Annotated in this window: 17 protein-coding genes and 1 tRNA gene; 7 read left to right on the forward strand and 11 right to left on the reverse strand. The window is 29.4% G+C overall.

Annotated elements, in window-relative coordinates; translation table 11 throughout:
• Both ACTTA8_RS04960 and ACTTA8_RS04965 read right to left on the reverse strand, forming a co-directional pair.
• Positions 1 to 870 (reverse strand): glycosyltransferase, encoded by an 870-nt coding sequence (locus tag ACTTA8_RS04960; RefSeq protein ID WP_440654666.1) that lies wholly within the window; start codon positions 868 to 870, stop codon positions 1 to 3.
• 3 nt (positions 871 to 873) lie between these two features.
• Entirely contained in the window at positions 874 to 2,193 is a 1,320-nt protein-coding gene (locus ACTTA8_RS04965; RefSeq protein ID WP_440654667.1) for a glycosyltransferase family 39 protein, read from the reverse strand.
• Between the two features lie 79 nt (positions 2,194 to 2,272).
• Here ACTTA8_RS04965 and ACTTA8_RS04970 point away from each other — a divergent pair, with 79 nt between their 5' ends.
• The gene (locus tag ACTTA8_RS04970; RefSeq protein ID WP_440654668.1) at positions 2,273 to 2,788 is read left to right on the forward strand and encodes a TraR/DksA family transcriptional regulator; all 516 of its coding nucleotides are present in this window, start codon (positions 2,273 to 2,275) and stop codon (positions 2,786 to 2,788) included.
• On the opposite strand, the gene ACTTA8_RS04975 is transcribed toward ACTTA8_RS04970, so the two are convergent.
• The 5 genes from ACTTA8_RS04975 to ACTTA8_RS04995 all read right to left on the reverse strand — a co-directional run bounded on the left by ACTTA8_RS04975 (position 2,789) and on the right by ACTTA8_RS04995 (position 6,682).
• A complete protein-coding gene (locus ACTTA8_RS04975; RefSeq protein WP_440654669.1) occupies positions 2,789 to 3,415 on the reverse strand; it encodes a glutathione S-transferase family protein in 627 nt (208 codons plus the stop codon).
• Positions 3,412 to 4,428: an NAD(P)/FAD-dependent oxidoreductase gene (locus ACTTA8_RS04980; RefSeq protein WP_440654671.1), complete on the reverse strand. Its 1,017-nt coding sequence runs from the start codon at positions 4,426 to 4,428 to the stop codon at positions 3,412 to 3,414. Before ACTTA8_RS04980 ends, ACTTA8_RS04975 begins: the two co-directional genes overlap by 4 nt.
• Positions 4,429 to 4,749, reverse strand: a complete 321-nt coding sequence (locus tag ACTTA8_RS04985) for a 2Fe-2S iron-sulfur cluster-binding protein (protein ID WP_440654673.1) — start codon at positions 4,747 to 4,749, stop codon at positions 4,429 to 4,431.
• Between the two features lie 60 nt (positions 4,750 to 4,809).
• Positions 4,810 to 5,811, reverse strand: a complete 1,002-nt coding sequence (locus ACTTA8_RS04990) for a fatty acid desaturase (protein WP_440654674.1) — start codon at positions 5,809 to 5,811, stop codon at positions 4,810 to 4,812.
• 103 nt (positions 5,812 to 5,914) lie between these two features.
• Entirely contained in the window at positions 5,915 to 6,682 is a 768-nt protein-coding gene (locus ACTTA8_RS04995; RefSeq protein ID WP_440651056.1) for a bacteriorhodopsin-like, read from the reverse strand.
• Positions 6,683 to 6,895: 213 nt separating this feature from the next.
• On the opposite strand from ACTTA8_RS04995, the gene ACTTA8_RS05000 reads away from it, so the two are divergent.
• Positions 6,896 to 8,791 (forward strand): propionyl-CoA synthetase, encoded by a 1,896-nt coding sequence (locus ACTTA8_RS05000; RefSeq protein WP_440654676.1) that lies wholly within the window; start codon positions 6,896 to 6,898, stop codon positions 8,789 to 8,791.
• Positions 8,791 to 9,126, forward strand: coding sequence for a DMT family transporter (locus ACTTA8_RS05005; RefSeq protein ID WP_262589656.1), 336 nt, complete (start codon positions 8,791 to 8,793; stop codon positions 9,124 to 9,126). The genes ACTTA8_RS05000 and ACTTA8_RS05005 overlap by 1 nt, the downstream gene beginning before the upstream one ends.
• Here the strand turns inward: ACTTA8_RS05005 and ACTTA8_RS05010 are convergent.
• Entirely contained in the window at positions 9,119 to 10,426 is a 1,308-nt protein-coding gene (locus tag ACTTA8_RS05010) for a dihydroorotase (RefSeq protein ID WP_440654678.1), read from the reverse strand. The two genes, ACTTA8_RS05005 and ACTTA8_RS05010, sit on opposite strands and share 8 nt — an antisense overlap.
• 43 nt (positions 10,427 to 10,469) lie before the next feature.
• Here ACTTA8_RS05010 and ygfZ point away from each other — a divergent pair, with 43 nt between their 5' ends.
• On the forward strand, positions 10,470 to 11,357 hold the full coding sequence (gene ygfZ, locus ACTTA8_RS05015; RefSeq protein ID WP_440654680.1) for a CAF17-like 4Fe-4S cluster assembly/insertion protein YgfZ: 888 nt from the start codon (positions 10,470 to 10,472) through the stop codon (positions 11,355 to 11,357).
• 12 nt (positions 11,358 to 11,369) lie between these two features.
• On the opposite strand, the gene ACTTA8_RS05020 is transcribed toward ygfZ, so the two are convergent.
• Positions 11,370 to 11,455 (reverse strand) — tRNA-Leu (locus ACTTA8_RS05020).
• A gap of 55 nt (positions 11,456 to 11,510) precedes the next feature.
• Between ACTTA8_RS05020 and nadA the strand changes: the two genes are divergently transcribed.
• On the forward strand, positions 11,511 to 12,500 hold the full coding sequence (nadA, locus tag ACTTA8_RS05025) for a quinolinate synthase NadA (RefSeq protein WP_440654682.1): 990 nt from the start codon (positions 11,511 to 11,513) through the stop codon (positions 12,498 to 12,500).
• 4 nt (positions 12,501 to 12,504) lie between these two features.
• The gene (nadC, locus tag ACTTA8_RS05030) at positions 12,505 to 13,338 is read left to right on the forward strand and encodes a carboxylating nicotinate-nucleotide diphosphorylase (RefSeq protein ID WP_440654683.1); all 834 of its coding nucleotides are present in this window, start codon (positions 12,505 to 12,507) and stop codon (positions 13,336 to 13,338) included.
• On the opposite strand, the gene ACTTA8_RS05035 is transcribed toward nadC, so the two are convergent.
• Positions 13,335 to 13,706, reverse strand: coding sequence for a phosphoribosyl-ATP diphosphatase (locus ACTTA8_RS05035; protein WP_440654685.1), 372 nt, complete (start codon positions 13,704 to 13,706; stop codon positions 13,335 to 13,337). The two genes, nadC and ACTTA8_RS05035, sit on opposite strands and share 4 nt — an antisense overlap.
• A gap of 66 nt (positions 13,707 to 13,772) precedes the next feature.
• Between ACTTA8_RS05035 and fumC the strand changes: the two genes are divergently transcribed.
• A complete protein-coding gene (gene fumC / locus ACTTA8_RS05040; protein WP_440654687.1) occupies positions 13,773 to 15,161 on the forward strand; it encodes a class II fumarate hydratase in 1,389 nt (462 codons plus the stop codon).
• Here fumC and ACTTA8_RS05045 read toward each other — a convergent pair.
• Positions 15,149 to 16,639 (reverse strand): AsmA family protein, encoded by a 1,491-nt coding sequence (locus ACTTA8_RS05045; RefSeq protein WP_440654688.1) that lies wholly within the window; start codon positions 16,637 to 16,639, stop codon positions 15,149 to 15,151. The two genes, fumC and ACTTA8_RS05045, sit on opposite strands and share 13 nt — an antisense overlap.
• Between the last annotated feature and the right edge of the window lie 33 nt (positions 16,640 to 16,672).

A 16,672-nucleotide genomic window follows, 5' to 3' on the forward strand; every position in this document is an offset into this window, starting at 1 on the left:
TTATTTTACTTTTTCAATATCATTAATATTTTGTAGTGAATTATTTAGTTCTTCAATATTTTCTCTCAAAGCTAAACTAGAAATTGAATAGATCATTATTAACAATAATACTAAAGGCAATGAAGTAACAATTGATGCATTGCTTTTGATTAACAAAATGTAAAAAACAATAAATAAAGCTGAACGAATTAAAACAGTTTTTCTAAACACACTTATTATTGAGAGAGAATGTTTTAGCAAATTAAAAAAACTCATTTGAGATGGCCCAAAATATCTCTTGCCTCTTATTGATGGAGAAGAAATTAGATCTTTTTCAATTTTTTTCAAAGATCCTGAAAAACTATTCCAAGTAGATTTTTCTTCCAACATCTTTTTAACAGTTGTTTTCGAGAGACAAGTAAAATTACCAAATCTAATTGATTGCCCAGTAAAAGCTAAAGTTAAAAACTTATGAAATTGGTAACATAATTTAAAAAACATACTTTCTGATCTTTTAACTCTTTCACCTATTATCGATCTGTCTCCAGCTTCCTTTGATAGTTCAATAAAATTTTTAATTTCTTCAGGTCTATCCTCACCATCGCCGTCCATAGGAATTACGTAATCAAATTCCTTTTTTTCATAGATATATTTCAAACCAGATGCAATAGATCTTGCATGACCTCTGTTTTCTTTCATGTTAATTATTTCAATTGAGTGTATATTTTCAATATTAGGATATTCATCAACGATTTGTTGTGAAGAGGCATCATTAATCACCACTAATGATATTTCAGAATTTAAATCTTTTATCTCTCTATTAATATTTTCTATTAATAACTTTAAAGACTCACGGTCATTATATATAGGCACTAAAATCAAATATTTCATAGATTATCTTGAACCAACACAGATATTATCAATACACATATGATCTTTCAATTGATCAAGTTTTTCTCTTTCAACTATACCTTCCCAAACAGGTCTAGATTTGAGGTGATAAGATAAATTACCTGCATTCCACTCATCTCCAAGCACTACATTGATCTTAGAGCTAAATTGTTGGTTCCAAGCATATTGAGTTTTCATGGCAATTTCTTTACCTAGATAATCTGTTCTCTTATCGTCTTTTGAAACCGAAACATAAGCGTAAAGAACAGGTGATAAAAAGAAAAAAAACAAAAATCCAAACATAAATGGTTTTAATTTTTTCAAATTTATTTGAGATTGAAATAAATAAACAATTAATGTTCCAAAGAATAAATAAAATGGTGTCATCCACATTGTTCGAATTTTTGAACCTGTTATCAATGAAGTTAAAAACATGAGAGCAATCGGTAAAATATTAATTGCTAACAAAAATAATAAATTTTTATCTTTAAAATTTATTTTAAATTTAATCTTTTTAACCAATAACAACATTAAAATTATAAATGGAATTAATATACCAATTTGTTTTCCTAAAAATATTAATGGAAATTTGATGTGATCAATAAAACTTGATTGCTCTAAACCTGTTCTTGCAAGTCCATAAGTAATTGTAATGAATTCATTATTATTTAACCAAATTAAGTGTGGAACTAAAGCAACTATAAAGACTTCTATTGTAATCAAATATTTAAAATCAAACTTTCTTTCTTTTTTTACAATTAAATAAATAAATAAAAGTGAAATAGAAACTAATAAGTAAATGAACAAATATTTTGATAGAAATCCTAATGCACCAAACAAACCTATTAAAAAACAATCCCAAAACTTAATATTTTTTTCATTATAAATTTTCCAAGAATAATAAGCAGTTAAAGACCAAAAAGGTAACTGGCATACATTTACGTTAAACTCAGGTGTGGTAAAATTATAAAAATAAATTGTCTCAATTAATAAAACTGAAATTAAACCAAAAAATTTGTTTTTAAGTATTTCGTTCGAAAGTTTGTAAACATAATAAAAAGAAATAATTACAAAAATTTGGCTTAGTAAATAATAAGCCCAATCCTGTGAACCAAAAATATGAAAAAAAACTTCTGGAAAAAAAGCACTCATGGGAGGGTGTTTATTAAAACCCCAATCTAAATTGCTTCCCCAAGCTAAAGCCTCTATTGTATCTAAAGGTAAATTGTGATTTGTGAGAGTTGGAGTCAAAGTCCAAAAAATGAGATGAGATATAACAAAAATATAAAAAAGATTATCTATATTTTTGTTATTAACGCTCATTATCTAAATATTTATAACAATTCAGCTTGCTTGACACCCCTATTTTGCTGAATATACTCCGACCATTCAAAATTACGCTATGCCAAAGACTGCTAAAGCAAAAAAAAAAGTTTCTAAACCAAAAGCAAAAGTTGCAAGTAAGCCAAAGAAATCTGTGGCCTCGCCACCTAAAAAAGTACCAATAAAAATTTCAAAAACTTACGTTCCAAAAGAAACTGAAAAATATATGTGCGAAAAACATAAAGTCTTTTTTAGAATGAGATTAAATGAATGGAAGAAAGAATTAATTAAAGCAAACAATGAAGCTCTTTACAATGGGAGTATGGATGACAACAATATTTCAGCAGATCTAGTAGATCAGGCAAGTTCATACATCGATAAAAATGTAGAGATGAAAGCAATTAATAGACAAATTAAATTAATTTCTGAAATCGACAAAGCTTTAAGAAGAATTATGGATGATACTTACGGGTATTGTTTAGATACAGCTGAACCTATTGGGTTAAAAAGATTAATGGCAAGACCGGTTGCTAAATACACAATCGCTGCACAAGAAAAGCATGAAAAAGATGAAAAAGTTCATGCAGATGACTAATTAAGGTTTCGGTATTTTCGCATCATTATCCATAAAGGCATATCCTTTTATAACAGCTTCGCGTTCAGAAATTTCTTGATACCATCTAGATAAGTTTTGATAATTTTTTAATCCAATGTCATGCCACTCATGTCTTGCTATCCATGGCCATGTTGCAATGTCAGCAATTGTATAATTATCTTTAGCTAAAAACTTAGAAACTTTTAATCTTGTATCTAATTCTCCATAAATTCTTTTAGCAATTTTAAAATATCTTTGTTCTCCAAACTCACTTTTTCCTGGATTATAATGATGAAACTGATGGTGTTGACCAATCATAGGACCTATAGTTCCCATTTGAGCCATCAACCATTGATTAATTACTAATCGATCTTTTTCATCATAAAATTTTCCACTTTTTTCACCTAAGTACATAAGTATTGCACCAGACTCGAAGATGCTTTTATTATTTTCATGATCAGTAATTACAGGAATTTTACCAAATGGACTTATTTTTAAAAAATCTGGATTAAATTGTTCGTCATTTCCTATATCAATCTTAGTTACTTTGTATTCACAACCAATTTCTTCCAGCATAATACCAATCTTCCAACCATTTGGAGTATTAGCAGTAAATAATTCTATCATTTTTTTACACCAAGTCTCTCTTGAGCAGCCTTTGATGTAGTAGTAAATTCAAATCTTAGTTTTTCTTCTGGTCTTGCATATTTAAAACAACCTCGTGCAGCAAGAGCTCCTTCATGAAAACCTGAAAGAATTAATTTTAATTTACCTGGATAAGAACAAATATCACCAATTGCAAATATACCATCAACATTAGTCTCAAAGTTTTCAGTATTTACTTCAACTGTTTTTTTATTGATGTTTAATCCCCAATTTAAAATAGGACCAAGCTGCATAATTAAACCAAAAAAACCAAGAACATAATCAGATTGTAATTCTTTTATTTCTCCTTCGTCATGTTTTATTTTTACCGAACTAATTTGGTTGTCTTCACTAATAGCGTCCATTTGATATTTGGTGTATAAATTTAATTTTCCTTGTTCATTTAATTCTTTTACTTTTTGAACGCTAGATTCAGCTCCGCTAAACCCGTCACGTCTATGGATTAAATTTACTTTAGATGTATTTGATAATTCAATTGCCCAATCTAGAGCAGAATCCCCGCCACCAAAAATAGAAATGGTTTTATCCTTAAAAATTGTTTTGTCTTTAATTGAATAAAATAATGAGGATCCTTCAAATTTTTCACATTCTTTAACTGGAAATTTTCTAGGTTCAAAAGATCCAACTCCACCTGCAATAATAATTGCTGCTACATCAAACTCTTGGTTTCCACTTGTTTTGACATGCCAACGATTTTCAACTTTTTTTAGTTCCTCAACTCTTTCATTTAAATGAAATTTAACATTAAAAGGTTTAATTTGTTGGAGGAGATTATTTGTTAATTCTTCTCCAGTACATTCTGGTACTGCTGGAATATCATAAATAGGTTTGTCAGGATAAAGTTCTATACACTGTCCACCTGCTTTATCTAGATTATCTACGATTTCACATTGAAGACCTATAATTCCAAGTTGATGAGCACAGAACAAACCCGTTGGTCCTGCTCCAATAATTAACACGTCTGTTTTATTCATCTAAGCTTGCTTTTCTGGAATAGTAACTTCCAATCCATCTAATTCGTCTGAAACAATTAATTGGCAACTTAATCTACTATTTTGTTTTGGTTCATAGGCCATATCTAACATATCTTCTTCACCATCTTCTTTTTTTGGAAGTTTTTCAAACCAATCTTCTTTTACATAAACATGACAGGTAGCACATGCCATTCCGCCACCACAGTCAGCATCAATTCCCGAAATATCGTTTTGAACCGCGCCTTCCATTACTGTTAATCCATTTTGGATATCTATTGTATGGGTTTTGCTATCGTGTGTATGGTAAGTAATTTTTGCCATGTGTTATATATAGGTTTTTATCTAAAATGAGCAAGTAAGTAAAAACATACTTAACAAGATTTATGCATTTTGAGGTTCTGGCACTTCTTTTTTAAAAAAGTAGCTAGTGTCTTCTGTTTGTTTCATTATAGCTGGTAAAATTTCTTTGTAGGCATCAATTAAACCATCATTTGTTCTTGGTAACTGATCTTTAATATGATGATGAAGTTTATCTAAATTATAAGATGGAACTGTTGGAAACATGTGATGAGTTACATGATATTCCATTTTCCAATATAAAAAGCTTAAGATAGGATTTAAGTACATTTCCCTTGTTGTGTATCTATGATCTTTAATATTTCTTGCTAAACCAGCATGTTGAGTAAAAGAAACTAGTTTGTGTAAAGTTCTTCCATAAAATTTTGGTAATAAAAAAAACAAAACTGGTAACCAAGATGATGTAATTAAAGACCACAATATAATTGCAATCCAAATTCCAACAAAAACTCCAGAATTAAAAATTACTTTTGATTGAGCGTTTTCAGGAATGCAATCTTGCATAACTTTAGTTTTAACACCAAATGCATGTTGAATAATTTCATAAGCAATACTTTTTTTAAAATAAATAAGTTCCATAAAAGGAATTAAATTCATTAATAAATTTTTTGGCGTATCTTTTAAATTATTTCCATATTCAATTTCATGATCAAACGGATTTTCTGTTGAATATGTATTTCCATGATGAACAAAGTGTGTGTATCTCCATCTTAATGGTTCAAAATTAGAAAGATAAGAAGAGATATAGTAAAAAAATTCATTTAAAGATTTTGATTTAAACGCAGTTTTGTGACCTGTCTCATGCCACAATGGATTTGAAAAACCATAAATGTTTCCGTAAACCAAAAACCAAAAAGCAGACCACCATGTGCCCCAAGTTATATATGCTAAGGTTCCTGTTATTAACAACAATCCAAAAAAAACAGAAACGTGTTGCAGACCTTTAATGTCTGATTTTTTTGAAAGTTCTTTTAGAACCTCAATATCAACTTGGCATTTGTGCCATTTTTCTAATTTTACATCCATAATAAAAAATATGTATAATAACTATACATAATTTTACCTAAGGCAAAAAAAAAGGGCAAGTACAAAATTGTACCTGCCCTTTTTTAAATTTTAAGTAAAACTACTACTTAGCTCTACCAGGTTGTTGCATAGCTGCTGCCCAAATGATCAGACCGAAAGCGATCTTGTTCAAGAAGTCAGCTGCGTTGTAAATCACGTTAAGTGAGTTAGCATCTACACCACCTGTTAGGTAACCAAAAATGTAACCTAATGGGTAAATCGCCCAACCTACTGTAACGATCATTCTCATTGCACCAAAAGCAGTTACAAGTGACTTGTTACCACTTTTCGCTGCTCTCTTACCTGCTTCACCAGAGAATACTTCATATAAGATGTATACCCAACCAGCCATACCGATTATGAAACCAAGTGTAGCGTTGATGTATCCAGCTTCTCCTAAGTATCCACCTACTAGCATTACTAATGTACCAATCATTAGTCTCCAGAAAATACCAGAGTCTGACTTGTTTACTGCTGATAGAACAAAATAGAATTCTAACATCAATAATGGCACTGTAATTAACCAGTCAATGTATCTGTATACAGTTGGTGAGTCACCAGTAGCGATCCATACATCTCTCATGTACATGTAGTGTACGAATGCAATACCAGTTACTAGACCAGCAACTGTCATTGAAACTCTCCATCCAGCTGGAACTGAACTTCTTTCTAAGAAAAAGAATACAGTAGCAGCTAAACAAGCCATAGATACTAACCAAAACGAAATACCTACGAAATCGTCTTGAGCCAGCATAGCTGTTTCAGCGTTTGCAACACCAGTTACGCCCATAAGAGCAACAACTGTAAGAGCAAACAATTTAAGTTTTTTCATAAAAAACTCCCTCTTCGTTAGTTTTTATTTGTTTAGTTTATATAAACTAGACTTAAGTAACCCTAAGCCAAAGTTGGGGTTAAATAGCAAATTAAATTAGTTTTATGAAGACTTAATTGTCATTAATTTGCATTGATTTTACTGAATTTTTAAAATTAAATACAATTTATAAGTTAAAAACCAAAAAAATATCAAAAATCGAATCAAATTAGCATGTCAAAAAAATTTCAAAGTATTTACGAAAATTCCATTCAAAACCCTGAAAAATTTTGGCAAGAAGCAAGTGAAGATATCTTTTGGTTTAAAAAACCAACAAAAATTTTAAATAAATCTAATCCTCCTTTCTATAAATGGTTCGAAGATGGTGTTACTAACACTTGTTATAATGCTCTAGACATTCACATTGACCAGGGAAGAGGACAAAAAACAGCTTTAATCTACGATAGTCCTATTACAGGCAACAAATCTAAGTTCACTTATGAGGAACTTAGATCAAAAGTATCAAGATTTGCGGGTGCTTTAAAACAACAAGGTGTAAATAAAGGAGACAGAGTAATCATTTACATGCCAATGATCCCTGAAGCAGTGATAGCTATGCTTGCGTGTGCAAGAATTGGAGCCATACACTCAGTTGTCTTTGGTGGATTTGCCTCAAATGAACTTGCAAGCAGAATAGACGACAGTAAGGCAAAACTATTAGTAACGGCTTCATGCGGTTTTGAGCCTGGAAGGACAGTTGAATACAAGCCTCTAGTAGATGAAGCTATAAAAATAGCCAATCATAAAATTGAAAAGATGATTTTGTTCCAAAGACCAGGAAACGAAGTTAAATTAAATACTCCAACAGAGATAAGTTGGGAAGAAGCAGTCTCAAATGCAAAAGATGCTGATTGTGTTGAGATGAATTCAAATGAGTTTGCTTACATCTTATATACATCTGGAACAACTGGAACACCAAAAGGTATTGTAAGAGATACTGGTGGTCATATCGTTGCTCTGAAATGGACCATGAAGAATATCTACAATATTGATAATGATGATATTTGGTGGTCGGCAAGCGATATTGGATGGATTGTTGGGCACTCTTATATTGTTTATGCTCCATTGTTCAAAGGATGTACCACAGTTTTATTTGAAGGAAAGCCAGTTGGGACACCAGATGCTGGTGTTTTCTGGAAAATCATTTCAGATTATAAAGTAAAATCTTTATTTACAGCACCAACTGCATTTAGAGCTATCAAGAAGGAGGATCCTGAAGGTAAATTTTTCTCTAAATATGATTTATCAAGTTTTGAGAGCTTGTTTCTTGCTGGGGAAAGAGCAGATCCAGATACAATCAAGTGGGCTGAAAATTTATTAAAGGTACCAGTAATAGACCACTGGTGGCAAACAGAAACTAGCTGGGCAATCAGCTCAAATTGCACCGGGATTGAAATGATGGAAACAAAATATGGCTCAGCTTGTAAGGCTGTTCCTGGATATGATGTCAAAATCATTAAACCAGACCAATCTTTAGCTAAACCAAATGAAATGGGAGATATTGTTGTAAAACTACCTTTGCCTCCTGGAACATTCCCAACTCTTTGGAATGCAGATCAAAGATATAAAGAAAATTATATGACTAATTATGAGGGTTATTATCAAACATATGATGCAGGTCACATTGATGATGATGGTTACATTTGGATCATGTCTAGGACAGATGACATTATTAATGTTGCTGGTCACAGATTATCAACTGGTGCAATAGAGGAAGTCTTATCTGAACACCAATCAGTTGCTGAATGCGCAGTACTTGGAATTGCAGATAAACTTAAAGGTCAATTACCAATAGGTTTAGTAGTTTTAAAATCTGGTGTTGAAAAAGATAATGAATCCGTATCAAAAGAATGTGTTCAAATGGTTAGAGAAAAGATTGGACCTGTAGCAGCATTTAAAGTTGTTATAGTTATTAAAAGATTACCAAAAACTAGATCAGGTAAAATTTTAAGAGGAACAATAAGGAAAATTGCAGATGGTGTTGAATATAAAATTCCACCTACAATAGATGATCCAGCAATTTTAGATGAAATTAAAGAAAACTTAACTCAAAATAAAATTATAAAATAATGCTTAAAACATATTTAATCTTAATTGCTGCGACTATATTTGAAGTTTCAGGAACAATGCTTTTACCTGTTACAAAAGGTTTTACTAAACCAGTTCCAACAGGTGCTTTAATATTTTTTTATGTATGTGCATTTTTTTGTCTTTCAATTGTAGTTACTAAACTTCCCTTGGCTGTAGTTTATGCAACATGGTGTGGTTTAGGAATTTTTACAATTGCTATACTTGGATATATTTTTTACGGACAGTCTTTAAGTTGGCAGGTTGTTTTGGGTATGTTCTTAATTGTATTAGGATTAACTCTTGTAAATATTTATTCTTCTAAAACAATTAACTAAAAGTTAATGGGGTACCTTCTGGGTCACCTAAAATTTTTCCATCTTGCATTTTAATTTTTCCTCCAATGATAGTGTGTGTAGGTGTTCCTTTAAATTTAAATCCATTAAATGGAGACCATTTACATTTACTTTCAATATTTTCATTTTTAATCTCAATTGTTTTGTTCATATCCACAATTGTAAAGTCAGCATCATATCCTTCTTTTATAAAACCTTTATTTTTTATACCAAAAATTTTAACAGGATTTTCACAAACAAAGTTCATCAATTGATTTAAACTTAGTTTTCCATCATTAATATGATTTAACATTACAGGCATTAAAGTTTGCACACCTGGCATCCCAGAGGGAGTGTTTGGATAAACTTTATCTTTGTTTTCTTTTAAATGAGGCGCATGGTCAGAACCAATAGTATCATTAAAATTATTTCTTACCCCATACCATAATCTATCATAATGAGATTTATCTCTTAATGGTGGGTTCATTTGAGCATAGGTTCCTAGTTTGTCGTAACAATCTGGAGCATAAAGAGTTAAATGCTGAGGAGTTATCTCAAAAGTAATGTTTCCCTTATGCTGAGATAGAAAATCAATTTCTTCTTTGGTTGTTATATGAAGAACATGAGCTTTTTTTTTATGTTTTTCTGCAATTCGTACAATTCTTCTTGTTGATGCTATTGCACATTCCGCACTTCTCCATACTGGGTGTGTGTGAACATCTCCTTCTTTAATCAATTTTTTATTAATCTTTAATATTGATTCATCTTCAGAGTGAACTGCAACGACTTTTGAAGCGTTTTGAAAAACTTTATCTATATCGTCCTCTTCGGCAACCAATAAATTTCCCGTGGAGGATCCTGCAAATAACTTAATTCCACAACAACCCTCCAAATCTTTTAAGCTAGCTAAATCGTCTGCATTATCAGCAGTTGCACCAAAGTAAAAAGCGTAATTGCAATACATTCTATTTTTAGCGAGATCTAGTTTTCTTTGAAACTCTTTCATGTTTGAAGTTGGAGGATTAGTATTAGGCATTTCAAATACACTAGTAATCCCTCCTGCTATTGCCGCCCTACTTCCTGAATGAAGATCCTCAGTATCAGTTGATCCAGGTTCTCTAAAATGTGTTTGGGTATCTATACAGCCAGGTAAAACTGTTTGACCTTTAGCATTAATTGTTTCTTTTGCTTGATCTGAAATTTGACCAATCTTTTGAATTTTTCCATCTTTTATTGCAACATCAACATCTTTTAATTCACCATCGATGTAACATTGTCCATTTTTGATTAAAAGATCTAACATTCTGAGAAATTGTTATTATATTACAATCTATAATTAATCAATTATGAATATTAAAAATGTTTATATTTTAGAAGACAGATCAATTCTTTACATAAGTGGAGAGGATGCAAAAAATTTTTTACAAAATCTTATCAGTAACGACATAAATAAAGTAAGTGAACATAATAGTTGTTTTACATCTTTATTAACTCCACAAGGGAAATTTTTATACGAATTTATAATTGTTAAATATAAATTAGGTTATCTTTTAGATTGTGAAAAGCATCAGGTAGATGGATTGTTTAAGCAGTTATCTCTATATAAGCTAAGATCTAAAGTTGAAATACTTAATCTAAGTAATGAGTTTGTTGTGGCGGCTTTTTCCCATGAAAAATTTTTGAAATTTGATGAAGCAAAAGATCAATCAGGATTTACTATTAATTATAGAGAAGATCCTATTTTTTTAGATCCAAGAAATAAACAATTAGGAGCAAGATTAATAATTAATTTAGAAAAACTTTACTTATCTTTAAAGAAGCTAGATCTTCATGATGCAAATATAAATGAATACTACTCTCATAGCCATAGCCTTGGTATAGTTCCAAAAGATTTAAATAAATTACAAGAAAAATTATTTGGTATTGAATGTAATTTTGAAGAACTAAATGGAATTGATTTTAAAAAAGGTTGTTACGTAGGCCAAGAAAATACGGCTAGAATTAAGCTAAAAAATAAACTTTCAAAAAGATTGATGCCTATAAAAATAATTAATGGAAAATTAAACGAAGGAGAAAGTATTTTTAATAATGAAAATGAAATCGGTAAAGTATTAATAAATAATGATTACCCCTTCGCTTTAATCAAATTTCTAGATAAAAACTTTGATGAAAAACTTGAATTTAAAACTAAAGAAGCTTCAATAAACATAAAGAAACCTTATTGGATTAGTTAAAAAATAGAAATTTGGTGCGGTCGGAGAGACTCGAACTCTCATGGACTAAGTCCACACGGCCCTCAACCGTGCCTGTCTACCAATTTCAGCACGACCGCGATATGTCTCATAATAAATGAATGACAAGTATGTTTCAAATTGGTAAAAAACTTTATGGAATTTACACAAGAAGTACGTAAAGCAACAGATCCAATTTACCAAAAAATTTCAAAGGTGATGCCTGAAATAGAATGGTCAGTGCACGCACCGTACATACATAAAATCAATAAATTAAAAAAAGAAAAGAACGCAGTTATTTTAGCTCACAACTATCAAACACCAGAAATTTATCATGGTGTTGCTGATTTCTCTGCAGACTCACTTGCGCTAGCTATAGAAGCGTCAAAAACTTCAGCAGATATAATTCTAATGGCAGGAGTTCACTTTATGGCTGAAACAGCAAAATTAATGAGCCCTAATAAAAAAGTAATTTTACCTGATATGGAAGCAGGATGTTCTTTATCATCCTCAATTACTGGTAAAGATGTGAGATTACTAAAAGAGAAATACCCAGGTGTTCCAGTAGTATCATACGTAAATACTTCAGCTGAAGTAAAAGCTGAAACAGATGTTTGTTGTACATCAGCAAATGCAGTAAAAATTGTTAAATCACTTGGAGTAAAAAAAGTTATATTTTTACCTGACGATTACCTTGCAAAGTACGTTGCATCTCAAACTGATATAGAAATTATATCCTGGAAAGGAATTTGTATAGTACACGACCAATTTAATAAAAAAGAAATTGAAGATATTAGAAAAAACAATCCTGGAATAAAAATTATTGCTCATCCAGAGTGTCCACCAGATGTAATAGAAGCAAGTGATTTTGCAGGATCCACTTCTGGAATGATTAAATATGTAAAAGATAATCAACCAAAAAAGGTAATGATGGTTACTGAATGTTCAATGAGTGACAACATTCAAATAGAAAATCCAAATGTAGATTTTGTTAAACCATGCAATATGTGTCCGCATATGAAAAAAATTACTTTACCTAAAATTTTAGATTGTTTGGAAAATGAAACTGGCGAAATTATTATGGACAAAGAAATAATAGAAAAAGCGAGAATATCTGTAGAGAGAATGGCAGCTATTGGCAGATAATTAAGTGTCAAAAATTAAATTAAGCAAAGAATTTATAAAAAGTACTGTTAAGTTAGCTCTAAACGAAGATCTGTATCCCTCAGGAGATATCACATCAGCCTTAATTGACAAAGATAAGATAATAACTGTAAAGTTATTATCAAATCAAAACGCAGTTGTTGCTGGATTATTGTTTGCTAAGCAAACTTTTTCATTAATAGATAATAAAATAAAATTTATTATCAAAAAAAAAGATGGCTCAAGAATTAAAAAAGGTTCCATAGTTGCTTTGATTAAAGGTAAGGCAAAAAATATTTTAATTGCGGAAAGAGTGGGTTTAAATTTTTTGTCACATATTTCTGGTATAGCAACTACAACAAATAAATTTGTTAGATTAGCTGGAAAAAAAACTAAAATTTGTTGTACAAGAAAAACAATTCCTAACCTTAGAGTAATCCAAAAGTATGCTGTGAAATTAGGAGGTGGCACAAATCATAGATTTAATCTAAGTGATGAATATTTAATAAAAGACAATCACATCGCAAGTTCAGATTTAAAATCTTTAGTTATTAAAGCAATTAATAATAAAAAAGGAAAAAAAATTACGGTTGAAGTTGATAAAATTGATCAACTTAAATCAATTTTAGGATTAAAGTTTAATACTGTTCTGCTAGATAATATGAACATCAAAAATTTAAAAAATGCAGTTAAAATTGCTAAAAAGTATTACGAAACTGAGGCCTCGGGCAATGTTAATTTAAAAACTGTTAAAGCGATTGCTTCAACTGGTGTAGATAGAATTTCTGTAGGAAGTATTACTCATAGTGCTACAGCAGTTGACTTTAAGCTAGAAATTTAACTTACAAACTTAGATAGATCTGGTTTAAAATAGTTAGGGCCTTTCATTACTTTTCCAGCTTCATTATAAATTGGTTTTCCATTTTCATCTAATTTACTCATATTTGAATTTTGAACCTCTTCAAAACATTTATCTAAATCAATGCCAAATGCATGACCTGCACCATAAGTTACATATAAAATATCTGTAAGTGCATCAGCAACTTCTAATAAATCTTTATTATTCATAGCTTCTGTAAGCTCATCTAGCTCTTCTTTAATTAAATCTATTCTTAATTTATTTATCTTAGCGGTACTAAAAGATGGCTTAGTTTTAACATCTTGGCCAAAGGTTTTCATAAAAGTTCCAACTTTACTAAAATTCGACATATTGCTCCTGTAAGTTTTTTAAAATTTATTGTATGAATATAATTATTTTTACTTAAAAATTAATCAATGAAAATAAGAAAAGAATTTGACAGTATTGGAAGTATAAATGTTCCCAATAACAAATACTGGGGTGCTTCAACGCAAAGATCAAATAAATTTTTTAACATTGGAAAAATCTTAGTTAATATTTCTATAATAAAATCTATTGCTATTATTAAAAGATCAGCAGCTATAGTTCATGCTAAGGATAAATTAATTAGTAATAAAATTTCCAAAGCAATAATCAAAGCCTCAGATGAAGTAATCAAAGGTAAATTAGATGAAAACTTCCCTTTAAAAGTCTGGCAAACAGGATCTGGGACACAAACAAATATGAATGTAAATGAGGTCGTTGCAAACAGGGCAATAGAAATTTTAGGTGGAAGAAAAGGTACAAAAAAGCCAGTTCATCCAAACGACCATGTAAACAAATCACAATCTACAAATGATGTTTTTCCAACTGCAATGCATATTTCTGTAGCGACACAAACGTTGACTAAAATGCTACCAAGTTTAAAAATCTTAGAAAAAGAATTAAAGAAAAAATCTATAGAATTTAAAAAAATAGTTAAAATTGGAAGAACTCATCTTCAAGATGCAACTCCGTTATCTCTTGGTCAAGAATTTTCTGGATATCATGCTCAATTAAAAAAATGTATCGAAAGAATCGAATATGCATTGAAAGAAATTCTATTTTTAGCTCAAGGTGGAACAGCTGTTGGAACTGGAATAAACTCAAAAAAAAATTTTGATAAAAAAATTATTAAAGAAATTTCAAAATTTACTAAAATAAAATTTAAACCTGCACCAAATAAATTTGCTGAACTTGCGGCACATGATGCAATAGTAAATTTCTCTGGAACATTAAATACATGCGCTGTTGCATTGATGAAAGTTTCAAATGATATCAGATTTTTAGGATCTGGACCTCGAGCTGGATATGGAGAGTTGATACTGCCTGAGAATGAACCTGGCTCATCAATAATGCCTGGAAAAGTAAATCCAACTCAGTGTGAAGCAGTTACAATGGTATGTGCAAACATAATTGGAAATCACAATGGAATTACTATGGCAGGATCGCATGGTCATTTTGAATTAAATGTATTTAAGCCATTAATTGCCCATAACATTTTGCAATCTATCGACTTATTAGCAGACAGTGCAAAAAATTTTGCCCTTTATTGTGTTAAAGGAATTAAAGCTAATAAAAAGAAGATAAAAGAACATTTAGATAATTCTTTAATGTTAGTAACTGCTTTAGCTCCGCATATTGGTTATGATAATGCTGCAAAAATAGCTAAAACAGCTTTGAAAAACAACACAACACTAAAATACGAAACGTTAAAAACTGGATTAATCAGTGAAAAAGGCTACTTGAAAATAGTTGATCCTAGAAAAATGATTTATCCTACGTAATTTTTTATCACTTCATTCAATAAATTTTTTAAATAAATTTTATTTTGTAGATTGTTTTCTTTCAGTAAAATGTCTTCAAAATTATAATTAGATTTTTCAAGTGTTTTTCCGTCTACCCTTATATTGTTAATTTTTATATTTTTTTCATCAAACAAATAAGTGAGATTAACATCAACTTTACTAATTTTTTTTCTCAAATTTTTTGGGGTAAGCAAGAACTTATAAAGTTCATTTATATCATTTATATTAATTTCAACATTTGAGTCTAAAATTAATTTTCCTTCTTTCACAAATATTAAGCTATTTAAAAATTCAAAATCAATATTATTTCTCCATGTCATTTTGGATTGATCAATATCAATTAAACCTTCTTGAATTTTAGATTTTATTAAAACATTTTTAAAATCATCAAATTTTTCAATATAGTTTCCAGAAATAATTAAATAAAAATCAATATTTTTATTATTTAAAATTTCAGTCTTTAAAAGCTCTTTAATAATCGCATTTGGTGAAAACAAAGGCGAAAGATCTAGTTTATTAGTATTACCTATTATATTTGCGTAAAATGGTTTTAAATTAAATCTACCTTTATAAGAAAACTCAGGATTTTGTTTTTTATCAAAAAATTTAAACTCAAACAAATCGTTTTTATATTGATACTCAAATAAATTTTTTGAGTTTATTAAATTTATTTCTGAAAAACCTGAATAATTTGTATCATCATATGAAGATTGATTGTCTATTTCTAATCTTAAACTTTCTATATTTATTTTAGAATGTATTGTTTTTTCAATTTTATTATCAAAAACTTTGATTGAATAAGGTAAATTAAATATCTCATTATTTGCATAAAACATATTTTTAATTTCTTTAGGATCGAAAAAATATTTTGCGTTTTTGATATTATTAATAAATAAAACTTCATTTTCTAAACTTCTAAAAAAAACATTACTTTTTAATATTTCAAATTTAAAATCATTAAAATTACCATCTAATAAATTATAAAAAAAATTATAATTTTCTTTGTTTAAGTTAAAATTTCCTTCTTCTAAGATGACATGATTTAATTTTATATTTTTTAAAGAAAATAGATTTTCTAAAGAGACATATACTTTAAGTTTTTTTATTTCTGCAATTTTATCTTCTTCAGAATTAATTGAGGAATTATTTGTAGTAAAATGAGGTCTTGGTAAGAATTTATAATCTAAATCTTCTTGAAAACTAAACTCTAGGTTTAATTTGCTTTTTAAATATTTTTTAATTTCTAAAGCTACTTCCTCTTTGCTATGAATGTTTGGGAATGAAAGATATGATAAAAATAAAATAATTAGTGCGACAATAGATAAAAATATTTTATTGTTAATTAATAAATTTTTAAAGTTATCAACATTTAACTTGTTTAAATTTTTCTCTAATAGATTATTAATAAATCTACTGAATTTTTTATTAAAATTAGCAATTAATTTAAGATTATTCATTTTAAGTAGTAATCTTATAAAACATTATTTTGA

It is taken from the genome of Candidatus Pelagibacter sp. HIMB1506 (genome assembly GCF_052047935.1).
In the GTDB taxonomy this organism is placed as follows: domain Bacteria; phylum Pseudomonadota; class Alphaproteobacteria; order Pelagibacterales; family Pelagibacteraceae; genus Pelagibacter.